General features: G+C 54.4%; 21 protein-coding genes and 2 tRNA genes. 6 read left to right on the top strand and 17 right to left on the bottom strand.

Annotated features, from left to right (window positions below; all coding sequences use genetic code 11):
• The first annotated feature begins 6 nt into the window (after nucleotides 1–6).
• The 4 genes from galT to gpmA all read left to right on the top strand — a co-directional run bounded on the left by galT (nucleotide 7) and on the right by gpmA (nucleotide 4,198).
• On the top strand, nucleotides 7–1,053 hold the full coding sequence (gene galT / locus C6A40_RS02050; protein WP_023343607.1) for a galactose-1-phosphate uridylyltransferase: 1,047 nt from the start codon (nucleotides 7–9) through the stop codon (nucleotides 1,051–1,053).
• Between the two features lie 3 nt (nucleotides 1,054–1,056).
• Nucleotides 1,057–2,205, top strand: a complete 1,149-nt coding sequence (galK, locus tag C6A40_RS02045; protein WP_045336655.1) for a galactokinase — start codon at nucleotides 1,057–1,059, stop codon at nucleotides 2,203–2,205.
• Nucleotides 2,199–3,239, top strand: a complete 1,041-nt coding sequence (gene galM, locus C6A40_RS02040; protein WP_045336653.1) for a galactose-1-epimerase — start codon at nucleotides 2,199–2,201, stop codon at nucleotides 3,237–3,239. The genes galK and galM overlap by 7 nt, the downstream gene beginning before the upstream one ends.
• Nucleotides 3,240–3,445: 206 nt before the next feature.
• On the top strand, nucleotides 3,446–4,198 hold the full coding sequence (gpmA, locus tag C6A40_RS02030; RefSeq protein WP_008501111.1) for a 2,3-diphosphoglycerate-dependent phosphoglycerate mutase: 753 nt from the start codon (nucleotides 3,446–3,448) through the stop codon (nucleotides 4,196–4,198).
• Between the two features lie 61 nt (nucleotides 4,199–4,259).
• Here gpmA and aroG read toward each other — a convergent pair whose 3' ends face one another.
• Nucleotides 4,260–5,312 carry a 3-deoxy-7-phosphoheptulonate synthase AroG gene (gene aroG, locus C6A40_RS02025; RefSeq protein WP_008501110.1) on the bottom strand — a complete coding sequence of 351 codons (1,053 nt, stop codon included), beginning with the start codon at nucleotides 5,310–5,312 and terminating at the stop codon, nucleotides 4,260–4,262.
• A 304-nt stretch (nucleotides 5,313–5,616) separates the two neighbouring features.
• Here aroG and C6A40_RS02020 point away from each other — a divergent pair, with 304 nt between their 5' ends.
• Both C6A40_RS02020 and zitB read left to right on the top strand, forming a co-directional pair.
• Entirely contained in the window at nucleotides 5,617–5,994 is a 378-nt protein-coding gene (locus C6A40_RS02020; protein WP_008501109.1) for a YbgS-like family protein, read from the top strand.
• Nucleotides 5,995–6,100: 106 nt separating this feature from the next.
• Nucleotides 6,101–7,033, top strand: a complete 933-nt coding sequence (zitB, locus tag C6A40_RS02015) for a CDF family zinc transporter ZitB (protein ID WP_008501107.1) — start codon at nucleotides 6,101–6,103, stop codon at nucleotides 7,031–7,033.
• On the opposite strand, the gene pnuC is transcribed toward zitB, so the two are convergent.
• The 16 genes from pnuC to mngB form a co-directional block, all read right to left on the bottom strand.
• On the bottom strand, nucleotides 7,030–7,749 hold the full coding sequence (gene pnuC, locus C6A40_RS02010) for a nicotinamide riboside transporter PnuC (RefSeq protein ID WP_023293003.1): 720 nt from the start codon (nucleotides 7,747–7,749) through the stop codon (nucleotides 7,030–7,032). The genes zitB and pnuC overlap by 4 nt on opposite strands.
• A 22-nt stretch (nucleotides 7,750–7,771) precedes the next feature.
• Nucleotides 7,772–8,815: a quinolinate synthase NadA gene (gene nadA, locus C6A40_RS02005; RefSeq protein ID WP_023293004.1), complete on the bottom strand. Its 1,044-nt coding sequence runs from the start codon at nucleotides 8,813–8,815 to the stop codon at nucleotides 7,772–7,774.
• A 191-nt stretch (nucleotides 8,816–9,006) separates the two neighbouring features.
• Nucleotides 9,007–9,082 (bottom strand) — tRNA-Lys (locus C6A40_RS02000).
• Nucleotides 9,083–9,106: 24 nt separating this feature from the next.
• Nucleotides 9,107–9,182, bottom strand: a tRNA-Lys gene (locus C6A40_RS01995).
• 161 nt (nucleotides 9,183–9,343) lie between these two features.
• Nucleotides 9,344–10,141 carry a cell division protein CpoB gene (cpoB, locus tag C6A40_RS01990; protein WP_045335493.1) on the bottom strand — a complete coding sequence of 266 codons (798 nt, stop codon included), beginning with the start codon at nucleotides 10,139–10,141 and terminating at the stop codon, nucleotides 9,344–9,346.
• Nucleotides 10,142–10,150: 9 nt separating this feature from the next.
• Nucleotides 10,151–10,672 (bottom strand): peptidoglycan-associated lipoprotein Pal, encoded by a 522-nt coding sequence (gene pal / locus C6A40_RS01985; RefSeq protein ID WP_003858578.1) that lies wholly within the window; start codon nucleotides 10,670–10,672, stop codon nucleotides 10,151–10,153.
• A gap of 35 nt (nucleotides 10,673–10,707) precedes the next feature.
• On the bottom strand, nucleotides 10,708–12,000 hold the full coding sequence (gene tolB / locus C6A40_RS01980) for a Tol-Pal system beta propeller repeat protein TolB (protein WP_013097529.1): 1,293 nt from the start codon (nucleotides 11,998–12,000) through the stop codon (nucleotides 10,708–10,710).
• 134 nt (nucleotides 12,001–12,134) lie between these two features.
• Nucleotides 12,135–13,403, bottom strand: coding sequence for a cell envelope integrity protein TolA (gene tolA / locus C6A40_RS01975; protein WP_008501102.1), 1,269 nt, complete (start codon nucleotides 13,401–13,403; stop codon nucleotides 12,135–12,137).
• 28 nt (nucleotides 13,404–13,431) lie between these two features.
• Entirely contained in the window at nucleotides 13,432–13,860 is a 429-nt protein-coding gene (gene tolR, locus C6A40_RS01970; RefSeq protein WP_003858589.1) for a colicin uptake protein TolR, read from the bottom strand.
• Nucleotides 13,861–13,863: 3 nt separating this feature from the next.
• Nucleotides 13,864–14,556: a Tol-Pal system protein TolQ gene (tolQ, locus tag C6A40_RS01965; protein WP_008501101.1), complete on the bottom strand. Its 693-nt coding sequence runs from the start codon at nucleotides 14,554–14,556 to the stop codon at nucleotides 13,864–13,866.
• The gene (gene ybgC, locus C6A40_RS01960; protein WP_003858593.1) at nucleotides 14,553–14,957 is read right to left on the bottom strand and encodes a tol-pal system-associated acyl-CoA thioesterase; all 405 of its coding nucleotides are present in this window, start codon (nucleotides 14,955–14,957) and stop codon (nucleotides 14,553–14,555) included. Before ybgC ends, tolQ begins: the two co-directional genes overlap by 4 nt.
• Before the next feature lie 148 nt (nucleotides 14,958–15,105).
• Nucleotides 15,106–15,396 carry a cyd operon protein YbgE gene (gene ybgE, locus C6A40_RS01955; protein ID WP_008501100.1) on the bottom strand — a complete coding sequence of 97 codons (291 nt, stop codon included), beginning with the start codon at nucleotides 15,394–15,396 and terminating at the stop codon, nucleotides 15,106–15,108.
• A complete protein-coding gene (cydX, locus tag C6A40_RS01950; protein WP_003858598.1) occupies nucleotides 15,396–15,509 on the bottom strand; it encodes a cytochrome bd-I oxidase subunit CydX in 114 nt (37 codons plus the stop codon). The genes ybgE and cydX overlap by 1 nt, the downstream gene beginning before the upstream one ends.
• A gap of 14 nt (nucleotides 15,510–15,523) precedes the next feature.
• Nucleotides 15,524–16,663 (bottom strand): cytochrome d ubiquinol oxidase subunit II, encoded by a 1,140-nt coding sequence (gene cydB / locus C6A40_RS01945; protein ID WP_023293006.1) that lies wholly within the window; start codon nucleotides 16,661–16,663, stop codon nucleotides 15,524–15,526.
• Nucleotides 16,664–16,678: 15 nt separating this feature from the next.
• A complete protein-coding gene (gene cydA, locus C6A40_RS01940; RefSeq protein ID WP_008501098.1) occupies nucleotides 16,679–18,247 on the bottom strand; it encodes a cytochrome ubiquinol oxidase subunit I in 1,569 nt (522 codons plus the stop codon).
• A gap of 680 nt (nucleotides 18,248–18,927) precedes the next feature.
• A complete protein-coding gene (gene mngB, locus C6A40_RS01935; RefSeq protein WP_045335492.1) occupies nucleotides 18,928–21,558 on the bottom strand; it encodes a mannosylglycerate hydrolase in 2,631 nt (876 codons plus the stop codon).
• Nucleotides 21,559–21,572: the final 14 nt, after the last annotated feature.

Raw genomic sequence — 21,572 nt, 5'->3', positions numbered from 1 at the left:
TCCGTCATGACGCAATTTAATCCCGTCGATCATCCGCATCGTCGTTTTAACCCGTTAAGCGGGCAATGGATTTTAGTTTCTCCGCATCGCGCCAAGCGCCCCTGGCAGGGGGCGCAGGAGACGCCTGCAAAACAGACCCTGCCGCAGCACGACCCGGACTGCTTCCTCTGTCCGGGCAACACGCGCGTCACCGGGGATAAAAACCCGGACTACAAAGGCACCTTCGTGTTTACCAACGATTTTGCCGCCCTGATGACCGACACGCCGGACGCGCCGGAAAGCCACGATCCGCTGATGCGCTGTGAAAGCGCGCGCGGTACCAGCCGCGTGATCTGCTTCTCCCCCGATCACAGCAAAACGCTGCCGGAGCTGAGCGTTGAGGCACTGAAAGAGGTGGTCAGCACCTGGCAGGCGCAAACCGCCGAGCTGGGTCAAACTTACCCATGGGTGCAGGTGTTTGAAAATAAAGGTGCGGCCATGGGCTGCTCTAACCCGCACCCGCACGGCCAGGTCTGGGCGAACAGCTTCCTGCCTAACGAAGCCGAGCGTGAAGACCGCCTGCAAAAAGCGTATTACGCAGAAAACGGCTCATCGATGCTGGTGGATTACGCGCAGCGTGAGCTGGCCGACGGCAGCCGTACCGTGGTGGAGACCGAACACTGGCTGGCCGTCGTGCCTTACTGGGCCGCCTGGCCGTTTGAGACGCTGCTGCTGCCGAAAGCGCACGTGCAGCGCATCACCGAACTCAGCGACGCGCAGCGCGACGACCTTGCCCTGGCGCTGAAAAAGCTGACCAGCCGTTACGACAACCTGTTCCAGTGCTCCTTCCCGTACTCCATGGGCTGGCACGGCGCACCGTTTAACGGGGAAGAGAATCAGCACTGGCAGCTGCACGCCCATTTCTATCCGCCGCTGCTGCGCTCTGCGACGGTGCGTAAATTTATGGTGGGCTACGAAATGCTGGCAGAAACCCAGCGTGATCTGACGGCGGAACAGGCGGCTGAACGTCTGCGTGCCGTTAGCGACGTCCACTATCGCGAATCAGGAGTCTAAAAGATGAGTCTGAAAGATAAAACACAATCCCTGTTTGCTGAGAAATTTGGCTACCCTGCCACCCACGTAATTCAGGCACCTGGCCGCGTCAACCTGATTGGTGAACACACCGACTATAACGACGGCTTTGTGCTGCCGTGCGCCATCGATTACCAGACGGTCATCAGCTGCGCGAAGCGCGACGACCGCCAGGTTCGCGTGATTGCGGCGGATTACGGTAATGAGACGGACGCGTTTTCCCTCGATGCCCCGATTGTGACGCACGACAGCCAGCAGTGGTCTAACTACGTGCGCGGCGTGGTGAAGCATCTGCAGAAGCGTAACAAAAACTTCGGCGGCGCCGATTTGGTCATCAGCGGCAACGTGCCGCAGGGGGCGGGCTTAAGCTCCTCTGCGTCTCTGGAGGTCGCCGTCGGCACCGTGTTCCAGCAGCTCTATCATTTGCCGCTGGATGGCGCGCAAATCGCCCTGAACGGCCAGGAAGCGGAAAACCAGTTCGTGGGCTGCAACTGCGGCATCATGGACCAGCTGATCTCCGCGCTGGGCAAAAAAGAGCACGCGCTGCTGATCGACTGCCGCTCGCTGGGCACCAAAGCCGTTCCCCTGCCAAAAGGCGCGGCTGTCGTGATCGTCAACAGCAACTTTAAACGCACGCTGGTGGGCAGCGAGTACAACACCCGCCGCGAGCAGTGCGAAACCGGCGCCCGCTTCTTCCAGCAGCCCGCACTGCGCGACGTCACGCTCAATGAATTTAACAAAGTGGCGCACGAGCTGGACCCGATTGTCGCCAAACGCGTTCGTCACGTGCTGACGGAAAATGCCCGTACCGTTGAAGCCGCCTCCGCGCTGGCGAAAGGTGATCTGAAACGCATGGGTGAGCTGATGGCAGAATCTCACGCCTCCATGCGCGATGATTTCGAGATTACCGTTCCGCAAATCGACACCCTGGTGGAGATCGTCAAAGCGGTCATTGACGACAAAGGCGGCGTACGCATGACGGGCGGCGGTTTTGGCGGCTGCATCGTTGCGCTGGTGCCTGAGGAGCTGGTCCCTGCTGTACAGGACGCCGTGGCGAAGCAGTACGAAGCAAAAACAGGTATCAAAGAAACCTTCTATGTTTGCAAAGCATCACAAGGAGCCGGACAGTGCTAAACGAAACACCTACCCTCGCACCGGATGGTCTGCCGTATCGCCTGTTAACCCTGCGCAATCGCGCGGGGATGGTGGTTACGCTCATGGACTGGGGTGCAACCCTTCTTTCAGCACGCGTACCGATGCCGGACGGCAGCGTGCGCGAAACCCTGCTCGGCTGCGCATCGCCCGAGCAGTATGTTAATCAGTCTGCCTATCTGGGTGCATCCGTAGGGCGCTATGCGAACCGCATCGCGAAGAGCCGTTTTGAACTCGACGGCGTGCAGTACACCCTGCTTCCAAGCCAGGGTGAGAACCAGCTGCACGGCGGCCCGGACGGGTTTGATAAACGCCGCTGGAAGATTGTTCGTCAAAACGACGGCGAAGTCCTGTTCTCGCTGGATTCGCAGGACGGCGATCAGGGCTTCCCGGGTAACCTTATCGCCTCCGCGCGCTTTACATTGACCGATGACAACCGTATCGCCATTGAATACCGTGCGACGGTCGACAAGCCGTGTCCGGTCAACCTGACCAATCACGCGTACTTTAATCTGGACGGTAACCAGTGCGACGTGCGGAACCACAAGCTTCAGATCCTGGCGGATGCGTATCTGCCGGTTGATGAGATGGGCATTCCGTACCAGGGCCTCAAAGACGTGAGCGGCACCAGCTTTGACTTCCGCAGCGCGAAATCCATCGCCCAGGATTTCATGAGCGATGACGACCAGCGCAAGGTGAAAGGCTACGACCACGCGTTCCTGCTGCAGGCTAAAGGCGATGTGAAACAACCTGCCGCACAGGTCTGGTCCACCGATGAGAAGCTGCAGATGACGGTTTATACCACTGCCCCTGCCCTGCAGTTCTACTCAGGTAACTATCTCGGCGGCACGACGGCGCGCGAACACGAAGAGTACAGCGACTGGCAAGGCCTGGCGCTGGAGAGCGAGTTCCTGCCGGACAGCCCGAATCATCCGGAATGGCCGCAGCCGGACTGCGTGCTGCGCCCGGGTGAAGAGTACGTTAGCGTGACGGAATATCATTTTATTCCACATTAATATTCAGCCCTCCTTCTGGAGGGCTTTTTTCTGTGCGCCTTGCTGAAAATAGCGCCGATCGCAGACAAAATCATAACCCTGGATTCACAAGCATCTTACACTCAGAGACTATTTTCGCTATGGTTAGGGTTAAGCGTTGCTGCTGGCACGGCCACGGCAATATAATGAGAATTGTTATCATTCTAAAAATGCTTGAGGAGTAAGAGATGGCTATTACTAAGCTGGTTCTGGTGCGTCACGGCGAAAGCCAGTGGAACAACGAAAACCGCTTTACCGGTTGGTACGACGTTGACCTGTCCGAGAAAGGCGTAAGCGAAGCAAAAGCAGCAGGTAAACTGCTGAAGGAAGAAGGCTTCAGCTTTGATTTTGCTTACACCTCTGTGCTGAAACGTGCCATCCATACCCTGTGGAACGTGCTGGACGAACTGGACCAGGCCTGGCTGCCGGTTGAGAAATCCTGGAAACTGAACGAGCGTCACTACGGTGCGCTGCAGGGCCTGAACAAAGCGGAAACCGCTGAGAAATACGGTGACGAGCAGGTTAAACAGTGGCGTCGCGGCTTCGCGGTCACCCCACCAGAGCTGACCAAAGACGACGAGCGCTACCCGGGCCACGACCCGCGTTACGCGAAACTGACCGACGCTGAGCTGCCAACCACCGAGAGCCTGGCGCTGACCATCGACCGCGTTGTGCCTTACTGGAACGAAACCATTCTGCCACGTCTGAAAAGCGGCGAACGCGTGATTATCGCCGCTCACGGTAACTCCCTGCGTGCGCTGGTGAAATACCTGGACAACATGGGTGAAGACGAAATTCTCGAACTGAACATCCCAACTGGCGTACCGCTGGTGTATGAGTTCGACGAAAACTTCAAGCCAATCAAACACTACTACCTGGGTAACGCGGACGAAATCGCAGCGAAAGCGGCGGCCGTTGCGAACCAGGGTAAAGCGAAGTAATTTTCGCTGACCATAAAAAAAGCGCGGAACCGTCCGCGCTTTTTTATTTGAGCCGTCAGAATTAACCGCGACGCGCTTTCACCGCATTCGCCAGCTGGCGCAGGATGGCGTCGGTGTCATCCCAGCCGATGCAGGCATCGGTCACGCTCTTGCCGTACACCAGCGGCTCGCTGCCTTCCAGGTTCTGGTTACCTTCAACCAGATGGCTTTCGATCATCACCCCAATTACCGCCTTCTCACCGCCGGCAATCTGCTGACAGACGTCTGCGCCCACTTCCATCTGCTTTTTAAACTGCTTGCTGGAGTTGGCGTGGCTGAAATCGATCATCACCTGCGGTGGCAGCCCGGCTTTTTCCAGCCCGACTTTGACTTCGGCCACATGCTTTGCGCTGTAGTTCGGCTCTTTGCCGCCGCGCAGAATGATATGGCAGTCACCGTTACCGCTGGTGTTAACGATGGCGGAGTGGCCCCATTTGGTCACGGACAGGAAGCAGTGCGGTGCGCCCGCTGCGTTGATGGCGTCGATAGCCACCTTAATGGTGCCGTCAGTGCCGTTTTTGAAGCCAACCGGACAAGAGAGACCGGACGCCAGCTCGCGGTGAACCTGAGATTCAGTAGTGCGGGCACCAATTGCCCCCCAGCTCATCAGGTCTGCCAGATACTGGGGCGTAATCATATCCAGGAACTCACCGGCCGCAGGCAGCCCGCTGTCGTTAATCTCCAGCAGCAGCTTGCGCGCAATGCGCAGGCCGTCGTTGATCTGGAAGCTGTTATCCATGTGCGGATCGTTAATCAGCCCTTTCCAGCCAACGGTGGTGCGCGGTTTTTCAAAATAGACGCGCATCACGATTTCCAGCTCATCCTTCAGCTCTTCACGCAGGGTGAGCAGACGGGCTGCGTATTCTTTCGCGGCAGCAGGATCGTGGATAGAGCATGGGCCAATCACCACCAGAAGACGATCGTCATTACCTTTCAGGATCTTATGGATCGCTTTACGAGCATGAGAAACCGTGTTTGCGGCATTTTCAGTGGCGGGGAATTTCTCAAGGAGTGCTACAGGAGGTAATAACTCATTGATCTCTTTAATACGTAAATCGTCGTTCTGATAATTCATCTTCGTTCCAGCTCTGCCATATCTTTAGTAATGAAAGCAATCCTTTCAATCTATCTTGTCGCTCAGGAAGTGTAAACACGGTTTTACACTTCACGCAGATAATTCCTGGAATTCGCCTAAAAATCGCCACAAAATAGCGAAAAACGAGATCTAACCTAAGCTTTTTAACTGTAACAACCATTTTTACACGCTTAAACGCGATTCCCGACTGACGTAAGTCCGTATGGCGGAATCTTTCGCCTCTGAAAAAGATGCACTGTTGGAAAATGTTATCCAGCGTAACGACAAGAACAGGAGCACCATGATGAAAATGACAAAACTGGCAACCCTCTTCCTGACTGCCACCCTCACCCTGGCCAGCGGTAGCGTTCTTGCGGCCGAAACGGGCTCATCGGGTAACGGTGATGCAAACGCGGCTGCGTCAGCAGGCCAGGTCGCCCCTGATGCCAAACAGAACGTCGCCCCGAACAATGTCGATAATAGTCAGATCAATAATGGAAACACCAACACCGGCGGCACCATGCTGCACCCCAACGGTACCGACTCCGGCACCATGAATCATGACAGCATGAGCAAAGATGAAGTTCATAAGAACTCCATGTGTAAAGATGGCAAATGTCCCGACCCGAATGACAAAGTGGGGGATGATGCCAATACCAAAACAGATGGTACGACTCAGTAACCGGCTGTGAAATTAATGATAAAAGGAGAGCTAAGGCTCTCCTTTCTTTTTGAGTAACCTATTAAAAACGCTACACTAAAAACGATAACGAATCAGGAAAGATAACATGGCACACACACATTCCCACGCCGCCGGCGACGACAACGCTAAACGATTGCTGCTGGCCTTCGGCGTCACCGCAACCTTCATGATTATTGAGGTCATCGGCGGTCTGGTCTCCGGCTCTCTGGCGCTACTGGCTGACGCCGGGCATATGCTTACCGATGCAGCGGCGCTACTTTTCGCCCTTCTGGCCGTCCAGTTTGCCCGTCGTCCCCCCAATACACGCCATACCTTCGGCTGGCTGAGGCTGACGACCCTTGCCGCCTTTGTTAACGCGATTGCCCTGGTGGTCATTACCATTCTTATCGTCTGGGAGGCCATTCAGCGCTTCAGACATCCTCAGCCGATTGCCGGGGCGACAATGATGGTGATTGCCGTGGCAGGGCTGGTGGCGAATATCCTGGCCTTCTGGATTTTGCACCGCGGCAGCGAGGAAAAGAACCTCAACGTGCGCGCGGCGGCTCTGCATGTGCTGGGGGATTTGCTCGGTTCAGTCGGGGCGATTGTCGCCGCGCTGGTGATCCTCTATACCGGCTGGACGCCTGTCGATCCGATTCTGTCCGTGCTGGTGTCGTGTCTGGTCTTGCGCAGCGCCTGGCGGCTGCTGAAGGAGAGCGTGAATGAACTGCTTGAAGGGGCTCCGGCATCCATGGACATCGACGAGCTGAAGCGCAACCTGCGCCGTACTGTTCCGGAAGTCCGCAATGTCCACCACGTGCACGTCTGGCTGGTGGGGGAGAAACCGGTCATGACGCTCCATGTCCAGGTGATCCCGCCTCACGACCACGATGCGCTGCTCGATCGCATCCAGCACTTCCTGGAACATCACTACGACATTAGCCATGCCACCGTTCAGATGGAGTATCAGCCCTGTAGCGGACCGGACTGCCACCTTAACGAGGCGCAGTCCGGTCATTCACATCATCATGACCACTAGCTGGAAAGCGCGCGAGAGCCTCGCTCACGCGCGCTGTTAATCCACATCCGGCTACCGTTCAGCGCGATGAAGGTCAGCAACAGATATTCCAGCGACATGGCATAGACGCCCTGCAGGGCGAAGATCGCCACGCTGATAACGTTGATGATGACCCACAGCAGCCAGTTCTCAACGTATTTACGGGTCATCAGAATCATCGCCGCAATCGACAGCACCATCATGCAGGAATCCCAGAACGGGAAAGCATCCGGCTGGAGTTCTGGCATCGTCACGTTCAGGCCGATGCCGGACATGACCGAAACGGCAATGCGGGTCAGGAACGCAAATACCGGATTGATGAAGACGGTCATTAAGCCAATAGCCACCACGCAGGCGACAAACCAGGCGATGGCTTTCGGCAAGGGCAGCCAGCGAATCTGCAGCTCTGCCTCCTGCTGGCTGTTCTGACGCGACCACGCATACCAGCCGTAAATATTGGCGGCGAAGAAGAACAGCTGCAAAAGCAGGCTGGCGTACAGCTGGATCTGGAAGAAGATAATCGCAAACAGCGTGACGTTAATCAGCCCGAACGCATAGTTGCTGATCTTCTCAAGGCTTGCCAGCCAGATACACAATAGTCCCGCCAGCGTACCAACGGCCTCAATCCATGACAGGTCATAGCCACCTGCACCAATCGGTATATGAACCAGAATGTTCTGTGTGCTAAAAAAATCCATCTTTTCCCCGGGGCGTAGTGAATTAAGTACGTAGTGTAGCCGCAAAATCCAGCATGCGGTTAAGCGGAATTAACGCGCCTTCACGCAGGCCAGCATCCACGTGGATTTCATGCGCCGCACCACCGGTTTCTAACCCTTCGGCAATCGCTTTCAGGCCGTTCATCGCCATCCACGGGCAATGCGCACAGCTGCGGCACGTTGCCCCCTCGCCTGCGGTAGGCGCTTCGAGAAGCTCTTTCTCCGGCACGGCCTGCTGCATCTTATAGAAGATACCGCGATCGGTCGCCACGATAAGCTGCTTGTGAGGTAAAGTCCTGGCCGCGTTAATAAGCTGGCTGGTTGAACCCACCGCATCCGCCATGTCGACAATCGACTGCGGAGATTCAGGATGCACAAGAATGGCGGCGTCAGGATAAAGCGCCTTCATGCGCGCCAGCGCCTGCGTCTTGAACTCATCATGAACGATACAGGCGCCCTGCCAGCAAAGAACGTCAGCCCCCGTCTGCTTCTGAACATAATTGCCGAGATGACGATCAGGCGCCCAGATAATCTTCTCACCCAGGCTATCCAGATGTTCAATCAGCTCAACGGCGATGCTTGACGTGACCACCCAGTCTGCCCGCGCTTTCACTGCTGCCGAGGTGTTCGCGTAAACCACCACGGTCCGGTCAGGGTGGGCATCACAGAAGGCCGTGAATTCGTCAATCGGACAGCCGAGATCCAGGGAACACTCCGCGTTAAGCGTGGGCATGAGAATGGTTTTTTCCGGGCTCAGGATCTTTGCCGTTTCGCCCATAAAACGCACGCCGGCCACCAGCAGCGTGGAAGCGGGATGCCGTGCACCGAAGCGCGCCATCTCCAGTGAGTCAGAAATGCAGCCCCCGGTCTCTTCCGCCAGCTGCTGAATTTCCGGGTCGGTGTAGTAATGGGCCACCATCACCGCGTCGCGCTCTTTAAGAAGACGTTTAATCTTCTCGCGGTAGAACTGCTTTTCGTCCTGGCTCAGCGGGACAGGCTTAGGCGGAAACGGATAGATTGCGGCTTCAGGATCAAACATCACACTCATTATGGCTTCTCGTTTTACGGGCTTAACAATATTGCCTTTCATTTGCCTGACATAGCAAAACGCGTGGCAATTGTGTTTTGTATACTAAACAAGATAGCGAATCTGGCGTGAAAAGTCACCGGGAATAGATGGGCGGAGCATTTGTTGTACCGCAGATAGCAAAAAGGCGCCTTTAGGGCGCCTTTCTACACTGGTGGGTCGTGCAGGATTCGAACCTGCGACCAATTGATTAAAAGTCAACTGCTCTACCAACTGAGCTAACGACCCCTTGCGGGATTTTTTTCTTCGAAGTGGTGGGTCGTGCAGGATTCGAACCTGCGACCAATTGATTAAAAGTCAACTGCTCTACCAACTGAGCTAACGACCCACTTTTATGCTGCTTTCACGTTGTTTGATATCCCGTGGCAACGGCGGCATATATTACTGATTTAAGAATTCTGCGCAACAAAAATTTCGATGAAGATCACTTAACTGCTTAGTAATCATGCTGCACGACCAGAAATAACGCGATTTCTGGTCATGCGATAATCATCCCATCGAATTCAGACGTTTTTGCGCCTGCTTAGCACCTTCGGTACCCGGGAATTTTGCGACCACCTGCTGATAAACCGCTTTGGCTTTCGCCGTGTCGCCTTTGTCCTGCATGATCACGCCAACCTTATACATCGCATCTGGCGCTTTCGGCGATTTTGGGTAATTTTTCACCACCGAGGCAAAATAAAACGCCGCATCGTCCTTTTTACCCTTGTTGTAATTCAACTGACCGAGCCAGTAATTGGCATTTGGCTGATAAGTGGAATCAGGGTATTTCTTAACAAAGCTCTGAAACGCAGCAATCGCGTCATCCTGACGAGATTGATCCTGCACCAGGGCAATGGCCGCATTGTAGTCCGTATTCGCGTCACCGCTCTGTACAGGCGCGCCTGTTGAGGCAGACGTATCAGCAGATGGCGCTGGCGTAGACGTCGCCGTACCGCTCTGATCGCCTGCGGCTGGCTGCGCTGCTGCACCACCACCGCTGCTCAGGCTATCTATCTGCAACAAGATTTGCTTCTGACGTTCAACAACCTGATTAAGCTGATACTGGCTTTCCTGAATCTGACCGCGGAGAGAGTCAATATCATTCTGGTTATCGGAAAGTTGTTGCTGGAGTTGGGTTAAAAGCTGGCTGTGAGCGTTAGAAATACGCTCGAGTTGAGTGACCCGGTCTTCTACCGAGCCTGAGCCGACACTACTGATTGGTGCCTGAGCAAAAGCGGCCCAGGGGGCCGCTATTCCAACCAGTAACGACAGACTCAACAGATGATGTCTGAAGTTACTGCTCATGCAATTCTCTTAGTAAACCAGTACGGCACGACGGTTTTTGGAGTAAGCCGCTTCGTCGTGACCCAGTACTGCAGGTTTTTCTTTACCGTAAGAAACGATGGAGATCTGGTCAGCAGAAACGCCTTTACCCTGCAGGTACATTTTAACAGCGTTAGCACGACGTTCACCCAGGGAGATGTTGTACTCTGGGGTACCACGTTCGTCCGCGTGACCTTCTACGGTGACTTTGTAAGATGGGTTGCTACGCAGGAAGTTAGCGTGCGCATCCAGCATCGCCGCGAAGTCAGAACGGATGTCGTATTTATCCAGATCGAAGTAAACGATGTTGTTCTGCTGCAGCTGCTGCATCTGAAGACGCGCCTGCTCTTCAGAAGACATGTTGCCATTGCCGTTCGCGTCCATACCGGTGCCGGCACCCATCATGCCTTCGCCGCTCTGGTCATTGCTGGCGTTCTTGTTAGAAGAACACGCTGCGATTGCCATTACAGGCAGAGCGATCATCAGCCCCTTCAGCACTTTGTTCAGTTGCATTTCTATGATTCCTTTAGTAATCAATTAATTATTATTTACAGATACGGCGACCAGGCAGGTGATTTTACCTGTCCATCAGTTGCCGGAATACGCGCTTTGAAACGCCCATCTGTAGAAACCAGATTCAGCACAGATCCCATCCCCTGAGAAGAGCTGTAGATTACCATAGTGCCGTTAGGTGCCAGACTTGGCGTTTCATCCAGGAACGTTGACGACAGAACTTGCACGCCACCCGCTACCAGATCTTGTTTGGCAATGTGCTGCTGCCCGCCGTTGGAGCTGACCATTACCATAAATTTACCGTCGCTGCTCACGTCTGCGTTCTGGTTCTGAGAACCTTCCCAGGTAATACGCTGCGGAGCACCGCCGTTGATGTTGACTTTGTAGATTTGTGGACGGCCGGCCTGGTCAGAGGTAAACGCCAGGTTTTGACTGTCCGGGAACCATGAAGGTTCGGTGTTGTTGCTGCGACCGTCGGTCACCTGACGGATCTGGCCAGAGCCAATGTCCATCACGTACAGGTTCAGGCTACCGGTTTTAGACAACGCAAAGGCCAGTTTAGAGCCGTCTGGAGAGAACGAAGGCGCACCGTTGTGACGTGGGAAAGACGCCACCTGACGAACCGCACCGTTTGCCAGCGTCTGGATAACCAGCGCAGAACGGCCGCTTTCGAAGGTGACATACGCCAGCTTAGAACCGTCCGGAGACCAGGCTGGAGACATCAGTGGCTGCGAGGAGCGTTTCACCAGGAACTGGTTGTAGCCATCGTAATCAGATACGCGCAGCTCATACGGGAACTGACCACCGTTGGTCTGCACCACGTACGCGATACGGGTACGGAACGCGCCTTTAATGCCGGTCAGTTTTTCAAATACCGCATCGCTGGCAGCGTGTGCCGCGTAGCGCAGGTACTGCTTAGTGACCTTGTAAGAGTTCTGGGCCAGAACGGTACCTGGTGCACCGCCGGTATCCACCAGCTGCCAGGCCACGTTGTAAGAACCGTCCGGATTAGGGGTAACCTGACCCACAACCACGGCATCAATACCCAGTGCAGACCATGCTGCAGGCTGAACTTCCTGCGCGCTACCCGGCTGCTGTGGCAGGCGAGAACGATCTAACGGGTTGAATTTACCGCTGTTACGCAGGTCAGCCGCCACGATGCCACCGGCATCTTCAGGTGCAGCGCCAGGACCGGCCCACTGGAACGGAACAACACCGATTGGGCGTGCCGAGTCCACCCCCTGGGTGATCTCGATACGTACTTCTGCGTGCAGTACTGCTGCCCACAGCATTAAAAAACTAAATGCTACACGTAATGCCTGCTTCATCATATCTCCCTTATCCGGGTAACCTTACCCACGATAATTTAGCAGAATGTTAACAAACTCAAATAGACAAAACTACCCGAACCCTGTGACTAAACCTGGTCTATTTTTCCCCGTTTGCACGGGGAAAATGTAACTTAAGGTTTGAAGTCCAGCGGCGCATTTTTGAAGACTTCGTAGACTGCCTGCGAAGGCGGTTTAGGCATCTTCGCCTGACGCGCTGCAGCCAGGGCCGCAGTACATAAAGCCGGGTCGCCACCTTCAGACTTAATATCCAGCAGCATGCCGTCCGGAGCCAGTTTTATACGCAACGTACACGTTTTACCGGTATAGGAAGACGCATCATAGAATCGGCTTTCAATAGCGGATTTAATCTGCGCGGCATAACCGTTGATTTCAGCCCCTGTCGCACCGTTACTCTTAGTGTTACCACTTCCGGTCGGCGCTGCGTTGTTTCCTTTCGCCCCACCGCCCGTTTTCGGCGCATTCTTACCGGAGCTCAAATCGCCGAGCAGATCATCAACCCCTGCGGCAGCAGCGGCTTTTTCAGCGGCGGCAGCCTTTTTAGCAGCCGCTTTTTCAGCTGCTGCTTTCTTATCGGCAGCGGCCTTCTCAGCTGCAGCTTTTTTGTCAGCAGCGGCTTTTTCGGCGGCTGCCGCTTTTTCTGCCGCGGCTTTTTCTGCTGCTGCTTTCTCTGCAGCAGCCGCTTTCTTCGCGGCCTCGGCAGCAGCTTTCTTCTCTGCTTCCTGAGCGGCCTTCTTCGCGGCTTCCGCTTCTGCTTTCTTCTGAGCATCAGCTGCGGCTTTCTTCGCGGCTTCGGCTTCCGCTTTCTTCTGAGCATCAGCGGCCGCTTTCTTCGCCGCTTCGGCTTCCGCTTTCTTCTGGGCGTCGGCAGCCGCTTTCTTCGCCGCTTCTGCCGCTAATTTCGCCTGGGCATCAGCCTGTGCTTTCGCGTCCGCTGCGGCTTTTGCTGCCGCCTCTTCCGCCTGCTTTTGCTGTTCCTGTGCTTTTTTCGCGGCCTCTTCGGCTTGTTTCTGCTGCTCTGCCTGCGCTTTCGCGGCTTCCTGCGCCTGCAAACGTTCTTTCTCCAGCTGCTTCAGACGCTCCTGCTCTGCGGCCTGCTTTTCACGCAGTTCTTCCGCTTGCTGTTGCGCCTGTTTTTCACGCTGCTCTTCAGCCCGTTTTGCACTCGCCTTCTGCTGCTGTTGGCGATTATAGTTCTGTACTACCGCACCGGGATCCACCATGACGGCGTCAATGGAAGATCCTCCACCGCCGCCGGCTGATGCATCAATATGCTCGTCGAACGAACTCCAGATCAGCGCTGCAAAGAGAATAACGTGCAGCACTGCGGAGACGATTATCGCTCGCTTAAGCTTGTCGTTCTGTTCGGTTGCCTTTGACACTATCGGTTCCCAAAAACTACGCGGATGATCAAATAGGTTGGGTCATTAAGCCAACTGACTTAACACCCGCACTATGTAGCAAGTTCAGCGCTTTAATAATTTCATCGTAGGGTACGTCTTTCGCGCCACCGATTAAGAAGACCGTTTTCGGATTTGACTCCAGGCGACGCTGCGCTTCGGCAATAACCTGCTCAGGTGGCAGCTGATCCATACGATCTTTTTCTACCACGACGCTGTATTGCCCTACGCCGGAAACCTCAATGATAACCGGAGGATCGTCATTGGTGCTCACAGCCTGTGATTCTGTCGCATCCGGCAGATCCACTTCCACGCTCTGGGTAATGATTGGCGCTGTTGCCATGAAGATCAGCAGCAGTACCAGCAGGACGTCCAGCAGTGGAACGATATTGATTTCGGACTTGAGCTCGCGACGACCTCGTCCACGCGATCTGGCCATGGTTTACCCCTTGTTGCTCTCGGTGCTGGTAAACGCCTGACGGTGCAGAATCGCAGTGAACTCTTCCATAAAGTTGTCGTAGTTCAGTTCCAGTTTGTTCACGCGCTGGTTCAGACGGTTGTAAGCCATAACCGCAGGAATTGCCGCAAACAGACCGATAGCGGTCGCAATCAGTGCTTCAGCGATACCCGGTGCAACCATCTGCAACGTGGCCTGCTTCACCGCGCCCAGCGCGATAAAGGCGTGCATGATCCCCCACACGGTACCAAACAGGCCGATATACGGGCTGATGGAACCGACAGTACCGAGGAAAGGAATATGCGTTTCAAGGTTTTCCAGCTCGCGGTTCATCGAAATGCGCATCGCACGCGAGGCACCTTCCACCACCGCTTCCGGCGCATGATTGTTTGCACGATGCAGACGGGCGAACTCTTTGAAACCGCTATAGAAAATTTGTTCGGAGCCGGTCAGGTTTTCACGACGTCCCTGGCTCTCCTGGTACAGACGAGAAAGCTCAATGCCCGACCAGAACTTATCTTCAAACGCTTCAGCCTCACGGCCAGCGGCATTGAGGATACGCGTTCTCTGGATGATGATGGCCCAGGATGCGATTGAAAAACCAATCAAAATCAACATGATAAGTTTAACCAGAAGGCTTGCCTTCAGGAACAAATCAAGGATATTCATGTCAGTCACTGCTTAAACTCCGCGACAATAGACTTAGGAAGCGCACGAGGCTTCATTATGGTTGGATCAACACAAACAATCAGCACTTCAGCTGAGTTCAGTACGGTATTCTCTGCGTTGACTATCCGCTGCGTGAAAACCAGTGAGGTCCCGCGCATTGATGTAATTTCAGTTTGGACTTCGAGCATATCGTCGAGTCTGGCAGGCGCAAAATACTCAAGCGTCATCTTGCGTACCACGAAGGCAACTCGCTCAGCCAACAGCACCTGTTGACTAAAGTGATGATGGCGCAGCATCTCTGTGCGTGCCCGTTCATAAAAAGCAACGTAGCTGGCGTGGTAAACCACACCACCGGCATCGGTATCTTCGTAATAGACACGAACCGGCCATCGAAACAGCGTTGTATTCACTTTACATCCCAGTAATGCAACAAAAGTTAGAGCTTTTAAACTTCGCTACTATACGCGCGGGAAAGATGGTTTGGAATGGGGGAAAGTAAACGGAGAGTAAATTTTTATGGGCTCGGGTAAGCCCATAACGTTAACGGACATTTCTTATTCAGAAGAAGAAGAAAATCAAACCGGCGAGTAGCACCAGATCGGCGATTAGCGGGCAAAAAATTCCCTGCCAGTGAACGGCTTTCGGACGAAAGCCCACGCCGTGGATCACACCTGCGCACACCGCCCACATAATGAGGAAGCCGTGCCAGATTTCAAGCTCGCTGGTTTTCGCTGCAAAGCGCGAAGGGTCCCAGAAGATACAGCCTGCCAGCAGTAATGCCATCACTAAAGAAAGCGCCCGTAACGGGCGCTTATCCATTACCGCGTAAAGTTTCGCGATAATATTCATCAGTGTTTTTCTTCACCCGCTTTGGTCGCTTCTACGTGCTCAAGCGCCAGGGCAGTGATGACACCAAATGCACAGGCAAGAAGCGTCCCTAAAATCCATGCGAAATACCACATATTCAGCTCCTTACTTAATACATAGAGTGGGTGTTGCTTTCGATATGTTCTTTCGTGATGCGGCCGAACATTTTCCAGTAACACCAGATGGTGTAGGCCAGAACAATCGGAACGAACACGCAAGCAACATACGTCATCAGGTTCAGCGTCATATGGCTGGACGTTGCATCCCACATGGTCAGGCTAGCATTCAGCATGGTGCTGGATGGCATGACGAATGGGAACATCGCAATACCCGCCGTCAGGATGATGCATGCCAGAGTCAGTGAAGAGAACACGAACGCCAGCGCGCCTTTTTCCAGACGAGACGTCAACATGGTCAGCAGCGGCAGCAGCACGCCCAGCGCCGGGATCGCCCACAGCACAGGGGTATTGTTGAAGTTCACCAGCCATGCTCCCGCCTGACGCGCCACTTCTTTGGTCAGCGGGTTAGACGGTGCGGTGTGGTTAATGGCAGACGTCACCACGTAGCCATCAATGCCGTACACCACCCACACACCGGCCAGCGCGAAGCAGACCAGCGTAACCAGCGCAGCAACCTGAGCCGTCGCGCGGGAGCGCAGATGCAGCTCGCCTACGGTACGCATCTGCAGGTAGGTTGCGCCCTGAGTGATGATCATCGCCACGCTGACGACACCGGCCAGCAGACCAAACGGATTCAGCAGCTGGAAGAAGTTACCGGTGTAGTAAAGACGCATGTATTCGTCCAGGTGGAACGGTACGCCCTGCAGCAGGTTACCGAACGCCACGCCGATCACCAGCGGTGGAACGAAGCTACCGATGAAGATGCCCCAGTCCCACATGTTGCGCCAGCGGGTATCTTCAATCTTCGAACGGTAGTCGAAACCGACCGGACGGAAGAATAAAGAGGCCAGCACCAGAATCATCGCCACATAGAAACCGGAGAACGCAGCCGCGTAGACCATCGGCCAGGCAGCGAACAGCGCGCCGCCTGCGGTGATCAGCCACACCTGGTTACCGTCCCAGTGCGGGGCGATGGAGTTGATCATGATTCGACGCTCGGTGTCATTACGACCGAGGAAACGGGTGAGCATCCCCACCCCCATGTCGAAACCATCCGTGACGGCGAAACCGATCAGCAGAACGCCAACCAGCAGCCACCAGATAAAACGCAATACTTCATAATCGATCATTTGATGACTCCTGTCTTAGCGTGCCGGCTGAGTAGTCGCAGTGGACTGCTCGTAGTGATAGCGACCGGTTTTCAGGCTGCTTGGGCCAAGGCGCGCGAACTTGAACATCAGGAACAGTTCAGCCACCAGGAACAGGGTGTACAGACCACAAATCAGCAGCATGGAGAAGATCAGGTCGCCTGCGGTCAGGGACGAGTTCGCTACCGCCGTTGGCAGCACCTCACCGATCGCCCATGGCTGACGGCCATATTCCGCCACAAACCAGCCGGACTCAATCGCGATCCACGGCAGTGGAATACCGTACAGCGCGGTGCGCAGCAGCCATTTTTTCTCGCCGATGCGGTTGCGAATCACGGACCAGAAGGACGCCGCAATGATCAGCAGCATGATGATGCCGCAGCCCACCATGATACGGAATGCGAAGTACAGTGGCGCAACGCGTGGAATTGAGTCTTTGGTTGCCATCTGGATCTGCGCTTCCGTCGCATCAGAAACGTTCGGGGTATAACGCTTCAGCAGCAGACCGTAACCCAGATCTTTCTTCACGTCGTTAAACTGATCGCGAACGGCCTGGTCGGTAGAACCGGCACGCAGCTGTTCCAGCAGCGAGTAGGCTTTCATACCGTTACGGATACGCTCTTCGTGCTGCACCATCAGCTCTTTCAGACCCGTCACCTGCTTATCAACAGAACGGGTGGCGATGATACCCAGCGCGTAAGGGATTTGAATAGCGAAGCGGTTTTCCTGCGCGTCCTGATCGGGAATACCGAACAGCGTAAAGGCAGCAGGTGCCGGCTGGGTTTCCCATTCGGCTTCGATAGCGGCCAGTTTGGTTTTCTGCACGTCGCCCATTTCGTAACCGGATTCATCACCCAGAACAATAACAGAGAGAATCGCAGCCATACCGAAGCTTGCAGCGATAGCAAAGGAGCGCTTGGCGAACGCGAAGTCACGACCGCGCAGCATGTAGTAAGAACTGATACCCAGTACAAACATCGCGCCGCACACATAGCCAGAGGCGACGGTGTGAACGAATTTAACCTGAGCAACCGGGTTCAGGACCAGCTCGGCAAAGCTGACCATCTCCATACGCATGGTTTCGAAGTTGAAATCAGACGCGATAGGGTTCTGCATCCAGCCGTTCGCGACCAGGATCCACAGCGCGGACAGGTTCGAACCTAATGCCACCAGCCAGGTCACCGCCATATGCTGGACTTTACCCAGACGGTCCCAACCGAAGAAGAACAGACCTACAAAGGTGGATTCAAGGAAGAATGCCATCAGACCTTCAATGGCCAGCGGCGCACCGAAGATATCCCCTACATAGTGGGAATAGTAAGACCAGTTAGTCCCGAACTGGAACTCCATGGTCAGACCGGTTGCCACGCCCAGTGCGAAGTTGATACCAAACAACTTGCCCCAGAACTTGGTCATATCTTTATAAATCTGTTTGCCGGAGAGAACGTATACCGTTTCCATGATGGCCAGCAGGAACGCCATACCGAGCGTCAGTGGCACAAACAGGAAGTGGTACATCGCGGTCAAGGCAAACTGTAAGCGCGACAGTTCGACTATATCTAACATCATGACTCCTTGCTCATCGCATGAAGACTCCGAGAGTGAACCCCGTCAGAAAGAGATCCACACGCATGCCCCAATACAAATTATTCGCATCCTTGTCGTCGTTATTACCCTGAAGGAGGATAAAAACGATGACGTGAGGTTACAAATACGTTAATAAAAAACTCAAATTGATACCGCAAATATAATACGCTGCAAAACCCTTACAATAAACAGGTTTTTATTGAATCACATTTACGTTTTTCGACGGTGATCAATTTATAGCAAAATTACCACTTTTCGGCCATTTTGATCGGGAACAATTTAGCGCTTTTCAGCACCTTTTTCCAAGGATTAAACTTTGATTTAAATCAAAAACAAACCTTGATGTTAACTATGTTTAATCGTGGTGAGAATGGTAAAAACCATGTTAATGATATGTGCATGTAAAGATGTGATTGGTTATCGAAGACGAAAAAAAATATAAACAGTAGTGATTTTAATTAACGCGAAACAAAAGCCTCATTTCGATGCGCAGCAAACAATAAAGCATAGTCGGGCCGGGTTATTTTTCCACGGCATTTATGCAACCCTTCGCAATTACATTTATTTTACTTTTGCCACCCCATAACTTAACACCGCGGCGTGACTATTTAATGAAAAAGGCCGCAAACAGTGCAGCCTTTTAATGATATCAGCGGTTCTCAGGCAAGAAGAAGGCTAAAGGTTCGCGACTGTCCCGGTCTGAACGCCCCGACAATCCCTTCGTCTTCACCGTGGTCCATCTGCCGTTCATTCATGTCCGTTTCGCAGCACCGCTTCACCGCCGGATTGACGGATAGCGTCGCGTCACATGCACTGGACTGTGAAGGGTTGAACAGACGAAGAATGAGCTCATCACGATCTTCCGCTTTTTTGATCGCACTGAGTACGCATCCCGTTGGCGAAAGCGCTAACAGGCTGTAACTTTCCGGCGTGGTCAACGACGCGCGATTCAGCTTCATTGCATCCCAGGGGATCTTGTTATAACACTGCACCGGCGTTAACCACGATTGAGCCTGCTGCGCGACACCCGCGTTTTCCGGCGTGCCGCTGAAGCTGAAGAGGCTAAAGCGGCAGCTTAGCGGACCACGCACCTGAGCGTCCGGGACCGGCATTTTGATACCGGATGGTCTGCCGGGGCGCAGGAGCAGATCTTCTTTGCCGAGTACCCCCACGCCGCGCAGCAAGGTCAGAGCAAATGCCTTTTGTTCATCGCCCACGACTTCAAATTCACGCAGCCCCTCGGTAAATAGCGCAAGCCCGTTTCGTTTTTCCTGCAGGACGGCGTAGTTGAGTAAATTCCAGACGGGAACCGGCGCTTCTTTCCACCCCTCCTCCTGCCAGTTTTGCATCGCCGCGTCCTGCACCGGACGAGAGATCGTGCCAAACTGCGTATCCGCTAACACCTCCCGGGTCGCAAACGGCGTTGGGATGAGCACGCGAACGCGGTGGTCGTCGGCCTGATTATCCAGGCGCACCGCCACGTCAATGCGTCTGCTGTTGCGGCTTAGCGTAATTTCAAATTCAGCGTCGAGGTAGCCGTTTCGCTGGCGCGCCGCGCGTTCCGCCAGGTTCGCCGGAACGGCGATTCGATGGCGGATAACTGCCCTGCTCTGCCAGCCTTCATGCGTAACCTCAAATTCATGCTCGCCCTGCGCGGAAGTGAGTCTCCACTCTTCCCGCGAAGGCGAGTAGTCGTACTCATCGCCATCATCCGAGCTCTCTTCGATTTCCAGCACGCGGTCATAAATAAGCCCGGTTTCTTTGTCGCGCAGGCGCAGCGAACCGTCGTCATTTACGTCAATCTGCCAGAAGGCGTTTTCAAGTAGGGAGGCGGTATTTTCCCCCGGAGAGAGCGCCTTCCCGGCCACGTTAGGTTCGATAAACAGCGTACGGTAGCCCATCGACGGCAATATCTGGCTGAGCTGAATATCAAACTCCATAAACGGTTCGTAATTGCCGTAGTGAACAATCTGTCGGTCAATGAGGCCCGGGTCGAGCTCGCGCGCGCTGCGGACGAAATACGGGATCTCGTTGCCTTTGTCATCCCGCAGACGGAACTGGCTGGCGCGCAGTCGAATCGTGGTGTTCATCACCTCTTCACGCGGCCAGGGCATCAGGTTGAACATCACCAGCTTATCGGCATCGCTTTGCGGCATGTTGTCGACAATCTTGCGCATATAGAAACGCGCCAGGTTATCTGCCATGTCCTCAGCCAGCTCGAAGCGGGAGACAATCTCGCGATGCACCTTGTCGCTGCAGCAGCAGCCGATGCTGTCGTGAGCGTGGTTTTTGAGGATCTCTTTCCACATCTTCTCCAGCAGGCCGTGGTGGTAGTCGAAGCCCAGCGTCCAGGCAAGCGTCGCCAGCGGCTCGAGGATGTTGACAATTTTGTTCTCAATACGCGCATGGGCGATTTTGATATCCATGCGCGTGGAGCCGATGGTCCGGTGCACGCGCATGTATTTCCCGTCGATAAACTCACCTTTTAAGGTCGCCAGATCGTCGCGGTGCGCGTCGATGCGATCAAAGACCTCCTCAAACCGGCTCATCACAAATTGACGCTGCGGATAGATTTCACGCAGCTTCTCCATCACCGCGAAAATGTTCTGCTGCAGCGGCATCTGGTCGTGTCCGTTGGGCAGCAAAATCGCTTTGGTGACGGACGCCTTTTCCAGAACCTCGAAATAGCTGTCGAGCCGTTTTCGCAGCCCCGCTTCGTCCTCCGGTAAGTACTTACCAATCGCGTAGCCCAGCGGCAGCACCTGTGCCGTCACTTCACTGCCGTCCTGGCTCTGCCAGAGAAATTCGGTTTTATCGGTCCCGTGGCGTTCAGAACAACCGCGCCAGAACATCGTGCGGGTAATGCCAAACCCGTTATAGATATGCGGAAGCTGGCCGGACATGCCAAACGAATCCGGCAGATAGCCGATCTTCATCGGCTCGCCGAAGGCCATACAATCCCGGATGCCGTACATCAGGTTGCGGACAATCGACTCGCCGCTCACGATCGTGGTATCGGTCTGGGTATACCAGGGGCCGATAATCAGCTTTCCGCGCTCGACAAGCGCCTTCACGCGAGAGCGGTTTTCGGGCACAACGGCAAAATAATCCTCCAGAACAGCCGTCTGTCCATCGAGAACATAGTATTTGTACTCATCATCCTGCTCCAGCCGGGTCAGGATTTCTTCCATATTATTGACCAGAAGAATACGCGACTCTTCGGTGGTGAAGTACCACTCACGGTCCCAGTGCATATGCGGCGTGATATGAACGCGAGATACAGCTTTCATCTTCGTTTCCTGTT

It is taken from the genome of Enterobacter sp. GER_MD16_1505_Eko_090 (assembly GCF_003331015.1).
Classification (GTDB): Bacteria; Pseudomonadota; Gammaproteobacteria; order Enterobacterales; family Enterobacteriaceae; genus Enterobacter; species Enterobacter roggenkampii.
Note: the sequence above shows the minus strand (reverse complement) of the source record. Positions and strands in the feature narration are given on the sequence as shown.

Coding starts and splice junctions, on each gene's coding strand:
- zitB (WP_008501107.1), top strand. CDS start 6,101: ATGGCACACACACATTCCCACGCCGCCGGCGACGACAACGCTAAACGA.
- cydX (WP_003858598.1), bottom strand. CDS start 15,509: ATGTGGTATTTCGCATGGATTTTAGGGACGCTTCTTGCCTGTGCATTT.
- pnuC (WP_023293003.1), bottom strand. CDS start 7,749: ATGGATTTTTTTAGCACACAGAACATTCTGGTTCATATACCGATTGGT.
- C6A40_RS02020 (WP_008501109.1), top strand. CDS start 5,617: ATGAAAATGACAAAACTGGCAACCCTCTTCCTGACTGCCACCCTCACC.
- pal (WP_003858578.1), bottom strand. CDS start 10,672: ATGCAACTGAACAAAGTGCTGAAGGGGCTGATGATCGCTCTGCCTGTA.
- mngB (WP_045335492.1), bottom strand. CDS start 21,558: ATGAAAGCTGTATCTCGCGTTCATATCACGCCGCATATGCACTGGGAC.
- aroG (WP_008501110.1), bottom strand. CDS start 5,312: ATGAATTATCAGAACGACGATTTACGTATTAAAGAGATCAATGAGTTA.
- gpmA (WP_008501111.1), top strand. CDS start 3,446: ATGGCTATTACTAAGCTGGTTCTGGTGCGTCACGGCGAAAGCCAGTGG.
- ybgE (WP_008501100.1), bottom strand. CDS start 15,396: ATGAATATTATCGCGAAACTTTACGCGGTAATGGATAAGCGCCCGTTA.
- nadA (WP_023293004.1), bottom strand. CDS start 8,815: ATGAGTGTGATGTTTGATCCTGAAGCCGCAATCTATCCGTTTCCGCCT.
- tolB (WP_013097529.1), bottom strand. CDS start 12,000: ATGAAGCAGGCATTACGTGTAGCATTTAGTTTTTTAATGCTGTGGGCA.
- cpoB (WP_045335493.1), bottom strand. CDS start 10,141: ATGAGCAGTAACTTCAGACATCATCTGTTGAGTCTGTCGTTACTGGTT.
- cydB (WP_023293006.1), bottom strand. CDS start 16,663: ATGATCGATTATGAAGTATTGCGTTTTATCTGGTGGCTGCTGGTTGGC.
- galT (WP_023343607.1), top strand. CDS start 7: ATGACGCAATTTAATCCCGTCGATCATCCGCATCGTCGTTTTAACCCG.
- galK (WP_045336655.1), top strand. CDS start 1,057: ATGAGTCTGAAAGATAAAACACAATCCCTGTTTGCTGAGAAATTTGGC.
- tolR (WP_003858589.1), bottom strand. CDS start 13,860: ATGGCCAGATCGCGTGGACGAGGTCGTCGCGAGCTCAAGTCCGAAATC.
- cydA (WP_008501098.1), bottom strand. CDS start 18,247: ATGTTAGATATAGTCGAACTGTCGCGCTTACAGTTTGCCTTGACCGCG.